Here is a 6004-nt window from a genome sequence, read left to right as displayed (position 1 = left end):
TTCGCGCGGTCGGCCTTCAGGCTCCAATATTCGAGCGCATGAATCGGTCCCGCCGCGACCCCCTCGACCTTGCCCATCTCGGCAAGCAACCCGAGAAGGCCCAATTGGTTGTCGAGCCCGTCCGCCGCCGCGCTACCGCTCGGCGCCGCGCCGGTCTTGTAATCGACGATCGCAAGGCTGCCGTCGGCCAGCCGGTCGATCCGGTCGGCCTTGCCCGACAGGCGGATGCCGTCCAGTTCGTGCACGCCGCTGGCCTCGGTCGCGATCGGCTCGCGCCCCTCGGCACGCCCCGCCCACACGCGCTCGGCCGCCCAGCGCAGCGCGGGCTCGATCCGCGGAAACCAGAACGCGCGCGCGAGCGCATCAAGCGCCGGGTCGTCGAGCAGGCGCTCAAGTTCGACCTCCAGCGCCTCGGGGGTCGCGCCCGCACGTTGCCAATCCTCCAGAAACGCATGGACGCGCGTGCCCAGCCAGCGCGGATCGGGGCCCGCACGCAGCGGGTCGAGCACCGACAGCCGCAGGATGCGCCCCGCATAAAAACCGTAAGGATCCTTCGCAAGCAGGTCGACGCCGGTGACGCTGATCTGCCCCGGCCGCGCCGCCGCAGGGGGCTGCGGCTGGGGCATCGGCGCGGGCGCGATCGGCCCCGGTGGCACATCGAGCGCCGCCGCAAGCGCTACCACGCTCTCGCCGCCCAGCCGCGCCTCGGGCAATTCGCCCGCCAGCGCGGCGAGCCGTAGCCAGAAACGCGACGCCACCGCCGGATCGCCGCCGCTCCGCATCGCACGCGTCACCACCACCTCGCGCGCCGCAAAGGCGCCCGCGAAATCATGCGCCGCCGCGCCCTGCTGGCGTTCGGGCGCCGCGAGGCCGAGCATCCGCCGGATACCGGGCGCGAGCCATGGGTCGGGGCTTTGCTGCTGCGGCCAGCGCCCCTCGTCGAGTCCGCCGAGGATCATCAGGTCGGCGCGCTGCAATCGTGCTTCGAGCAGACCCCAGATGAACAGTCGCGGGTGTCCGCCATAGGGCGGCCTTACGCTCTCGCCCGACAGCAGATCGCCCAGCATTGCGGGGAAGTCGGCGGGCGCGACGAGAGCGGGTCCGTCGCCCTTCGCCAGCGCCCAGCGATCGAACAGCTCGGACAGAGCGCGTCCGGCATGCCCGGTCCACGCGCCCTCGCCGGTCAGCCAGCCAAGCGCCGCCTGCAAAGCGCCGAGAAGGACCGGAGGCGGCGCAGAAGCACCCGCCGCGAAGGGAGCAAGCGCCGTACCCAGCCCGGCCGCGACATCGGCCCACCAGTCGCCGATCAGCGTCGCCTCGCTATGGCCGCGCCCCTTCGGGTCGGCAGCGCGTTCGGCGATCCGCATGGTCACCCCGTCCCAGCCCGGCACCAGCCCGGGCCCGCGCAGCACAAGGTCGAGCCGCCGCACCTGATCGAGCCAGCCGAGCCGCGCTTCGCCCGCCCGCACCAGCGGATGCCCGAGCAGCGCCACGAGCCGCACCGGATCGAACCCGGCGGCGAATTCGGCGAGCGCGAGCAGCAGCGCGCCCGGCGGTGTCTGCCCCAGCGGCTGCCCCGCGCTGTCGTCGACCGCGATATCCCAGCGCGCGAGCGCCGCCGCGACGCGCGTCGCGAGCGCGCGGTCGGGGGTGACCAGCGCCGCGGTGCGCGCGGGCGTTTCGAGCGCATGACGCATCATCAGCGCGATCCCCTGCGCCTCCTGCCCGTCGTCGGCAAACACCGCCGCGCTGACCCCGGCGATGCCCGCGCCCATGTCGCCCGCCTGCTGCCAGCGCGCGGTATAGGCGGCGGGCGCGAAAAGCAGCGAGGTGAAGGCGGCGCGCGCCTCGGGGCCGTCAAAGGGCGAGGCGGCGCCCCACGCCCGCACCTCGGCGCGCGACACCCCCATCCGGCCGAGAAGCAGCTTCAGATGATATTGCGGGTGCGTCTCGAGCGGGCGATCTTGCGGCTTGTCGGGATCGGCCTTCACCGGCCCGAGCGCGTCCCATTCCTCATCCGCCATGCCGAGGTCGAGCCCCGGCAGCACGACCATGCCATCGGCCAGATCGGCGACGGTGCGCAGCAATCGCGCGATCGCGGGCGCCGCGGTGGTGACGCCAGCCGCGACGACGAAGCGCGCGGGCGGCGCCACACGCCACCCGCGGGTCACCCGATCGAGCAGCCGGTTGCGCCGGTCGGCGCGGTCGATATGCCCCGTCGCGGCAAGAAGTTTCGGCCATTGGTCGACGAGCAGCGACAACCGCCGCCACGACGCCTGCCAATGCCCCGCGAGGTCGCCCAGCGCGCTTTCGATATCGGCGAGCCGTGCGGGCGGGACCTCCTCATAGTGAAGCTGGTCGATCACGCGCCCCAGCCCTTCGGCGAGCTGGAACGCCGCCGCGCCGGTGATCGCTTCCTCGCCCGGCGGGTTGTGCTGCTCGATCAGCGCCGCGAGCATCAATCGCCGCTTCAGCGCGTCGATCGCGGGCGGAACGGCATCGCTCCCGTCGATCGGATCGAGCGCGAGCGCCACCGATTCATCGAGGTCGACGTCGCCGATCACGACAAGCCGCGGCATCAGCAGCCCCGCTCCGCCCGCACGCACGAACGCCGCCTGCACCGCGCTCCGCGCACGGTTGCTCGGCAGCACGATCAAGCCTTGCGCAAGCCCCAGCGCGCCGTCGGCATACCGATCGATCAATCCTGCCGCGAGCGCATCGGCAAAGGCCCGCTGAACCGGGATGGAAAAGACCGTGGGCCCGGCGTCAGCCATCCGTCAGCGCGGCTTCGGTCGGCGCGATGCTCGCCGGGGTGCCGACGTCGAACCATTGCCCCATGTGCGACAGGCCATAAAGACGCCCCGCCGCGATCGCGCGGTCCCAGAGGATATTGGTCGAAAACGCCCCCTCGGGCGCATTGTCGAGCAGTCGCGGCGAAATGAGCTGGACTCCGGTGTAAACGAAAGGCGCGATCCGCCCCAGCCTCCGCCGCGACAGCTTGCCGTTGCCGTCCATATGGAAATCGCCGCGCCCACCGTGCCCCGTCGCACTCGCCTGTCTGATCAGCAGCAACAGCGCATCCATCCGCTCGCCGTCCCAGTGGCGCGCAAGGTGGCGGATGCTGTCCTCGGGACCGTCGGTCCAGATATTGTCGCTGTTGACGATCAGGATCGGATCGCCGCCGAGCTGCGGCAGCGCCTTGACCATCCCGCCGCCGGTTTCGAGCAGCTTGCCGCGCTCGTCCGAAATCGCGATCGTGAACCTGCGCTTCTGCGCCGCGAGATGGGCTTCGAGCGCGTCGGCCAGATAATGGACGTTGACGACGACATGGCCGACCCCCGCCGCCTCGATCCGGTCGAGGCTGTGATCGATCAGCGCCTTGCCCGCGACGCGCACGAGCGGCTTCGGACGGGTAGCGGTGAGCGGACGCATCCGTTTGCCGAGGCCCGCCGCCATCACCATCGCGCTCTCGATTTTCGCCGTCACGTCGCCATCGCCTTCCAGATCTCCGCACGTTTCGAAGCGGGGACATTGGCGTCGAACCATTGCCGGACGGGGACAAGCGCCGGATGCGCGAGATCGCGCTCGAGCAGCCCCCACATGCGCGGCTGGAAACTCTTGTAATGCGGCTTGCCGTCGCGCTTCCACAGGCGGACGAAGACGCCGAGGATGCGCGTATTGCGCTGCGCCGCGAGCGCCCAATAGGCATTCTCGATATCCTGACCGGTCGCCTGCATGTAGCGCGCGAGCATCTCCGCCTCGACCGCCGGGCTGACGTCGCGCCGCGCATCCTCGAGCACCGACGCAAGGTCGTATGCGGGATGGCCGACGAGCGCGTCCTGGAAATCGAGCAGTCCGTAGTGCGCGATACCGTCCTTGCCGGGCACGAGCATGATGTTTTCGGCGTGATAGTCGCGCAGCACGGTGACGCGCGGCAGGCCGTCATGCTCGACCGGGGCCAGCACCTCGGCCCACGCCGCGCGAAACGCATCGCGGTCGACCTCGATGCCGAAGGCGGGGCAATACCAGTCGCTGAACAGCATCACCTCGTCGAGCCATTGCCCGAGCCCGTGGACGGGCAGCCCCTTCATCGGCGGCCGGGCGTGAAGATGGACGAGCAGATCGGTCACGCCGGCATAATATCCGGCTTCGGTATGCGGCGCCCCGTCGACGGTTTCGCGTAGGCGAACATCGCCGAAATCGTCGATCAGCAGCAGCCCCTGCTCCAGATCGCGCGCGAGGATCGTCGGCGCGGTCAGCCCCTGCTCGCACAGGAATTCGGCGACCGCGATGAATGGCCGCGGGTCCTCGTGCGGCGGCGGCGCGTCCATCAGCACGGCCTGCCGATCGCCGTCGACGACGCGGAAATAGCGGCGGAAGGACGCGTCCCCCGCCAGCGGCAATATCTGGGCATCGCCCCAGCCATGCGCAGCGAGAAAGGCGGGCGCATGGGGAGGCGGAATCATCGGAGCGGCCATCTTGCTCCCCAAGCCGCAGGCACATCGGCTGTCAAGACGCGCGCGTCGCCCTCACCCGAAATCATGAGCAGCAGCGCCCCCGGCCAGCCGTCGCCGCCCAGCCGCTCGGGCCATTCGATCAGCAGCGCGCCGTCGTGAAGATAATCGTCGAGGCCGAGTTCGATGAGTTCGTCCGCGCTCTCGATACGATAGAGATCGACATGCGCGATTGGGAGGTCGACCTCGGGCGGGGCATAGGGCTGGACGATCGCAAAGGTCGGGCTCGGCGCCTCGCCCGCCAGTCCGCGCGCCTTCAGCATCGCGCGCGCCAGCGTCGTCTTACCGGCACCCAGATCGCCCGACAGCAGCACGACATCGCCCGCGGCCAGCGCGGCGCCGATCGCCGCGCCGATCCTCCCGGCTTCGTCGAGATCGTAGCGCACCGGGAAATCCGTCATGCGCGCGCCCGCGGCAGGCTGATCCGCACGAGCGTACCCTGCCCCTGCTCGCTCACGACTTCCATCGTCCCGCCGTGGGCCGCGACGAGCTGGCGCGCGAGCGCGAGGCCGATCCCGCCGGTTGCGGTGCCCGCCTGCTGGCCCTTCGCGACCGCCTCCGCCGTCTCGGGCATCCCGGGCCCGTTGTCCGACACGATGATATCGATGCCGCGCGCATCGCCGTCGGCGTGGAGCAGGACGCGCGCGCCCGATTTGCGCGACGGCGCGGTGAAGCGCACCGCATTGTCGAGCAGCCCCGCGACGAGCCGCGACAGCCGCGGCGCGTCGCCCTCGATGCTGCCGAGGTTCGCGGACAGATTGCTGACGAGTTCGACCCTTTCGCTTTTCGCAAAGGGTTTCGCGTCGACGAGCGCGGCTTCGAGCAGCGCTCCCACATCGACCGGCGCGCGCTCGATCGCGAGCGTCCCCGCCTCGCCCTGCGCAAGGTCGAGCACATTGTCGATCTGGCGGGAGAGTACGCCCACCGAATCCATGATCGCGTCGATATAGGCGCGCTGCTGGTCGCCGAGCTTGCCGGCATAGCCCGCCTGCAGCATCTCGCCGAAGCCGCCGATCGAGGTCAGCGGCGTGCGGAGTTCATAGCTCATCCGCGACAGGAAGGCGGTCTTCGCCTTGTCGGCCGCCTCGAGCGCCTCGTTGCGTTCGCGAAGCGCGCCTTCCATCTTCCGGCTCGCGGTGATGTCGAGCATGATGAGCAGCGCATTGCCGTCGGGCAGCGGGATCGACGCGAAATCGAAATGGCGTCCGTCGGCGAAGCGGACCTCGCCGACGCGCTGCTGGCGTTCGAGCGTCGCGGCGCGGATCACCTCCTGCACGATGCTGATCTGGTTCGGTTTCGCCAGCCGGTCGGCCAGCCCGCCCATCAGCGCGTCGACGCGCGGATGCGCCGCGAGCGTCGGCTCGTCGATGCCCCACAGACGGCGGAAGCGCTGGTTCCAAAGGTGGAGCCGTCCGTCGGGCGCGAACACGGCCACCGCCTCGAACAGATTGTCGAAGGTCGCGGTGCGGACGCGAAGCAGCGTGTCGCGC

5 protein-coding genes are annotated in these 6004 nt (G+C 70.4%); all 5 read right to left on the bottom strand.

The genetic code is table 11. The features are described from left to right. On the bottom strand, positions 1–2774 hold a 2774-nt coding region (gene addB, locus JHC57_RS17675; RefSeq protein WP_294031662.1), incomplete at its 3' end, for a double-strand break repair protein AddB. Next, positions 2767–3486 carry a nucleotidyltransferase family protein gene (locus tag JHC57_RS17670; protein WP_294031660.1) on the bottom strand — a complete coding sequence of 240 codons (720 nt, stop codon included), beginning with the start codon at positions 3484–3486 and terminating at the stop codon, positions 2767–2769. The genes JHC57_RS17670 and addB, both read right to left, overlap by 8 nt. Beyond that, positions 3483–4466 carry a phosphotransferase gene (locus JHC57_RS17665; protein ID WP_294031658.1) on the bottom strand — a complete coding sequence of 328 codons (984 nt, stop codon included), beginning with the start codon at positions 4464–4466 and terminating at the stop codon, positions 3483–3485. Before JHC57_RS17665 ends, JHC57_RS17670 begins: the two co-directional genes overlap by 4 nt. After that, complete coding sequence (tsaE, locus tag JHC57_RS17660) at positions 4463–4915, bottom strand: tRNA (adenosine(37)-N6)-threonylcarbamoyltransferase complex ATPase subunit type 1 TsaE (RefSeq protein WP_294031657.1); 453 nt, start codon at positions 4913–4915, stop codon at positions 4463–4465. The genes JHC57_RS17665 and tsaE overlap by 4 nt, the downstream gene beginning before the upstream one ends. Further along, the coding region (locus tag JHC57_RS17655; protein ID WP_294031655.1) for a PAS domain-containing sensor histidine kinase at positions 4912–6004 on the bottom strand (1093 nt) is incomplete at its 5' end. The genes JHC57_RS17655 and tsaE, both read right to left, overlap by 4 nt.

The sequence above is a fragment of the Sphingopyxis sp. genome (assembly GCF_016463645.1).
Taxonomy (GTDB): Bacteria; Pseudomonadota; Alphaproteobacteria; order Sphingomonadales; family Sphingomonadaceae; genus Sphingopyxis.
This window is presented reverse-complemented; position numbering and strand designations above follow the sequence as displayed.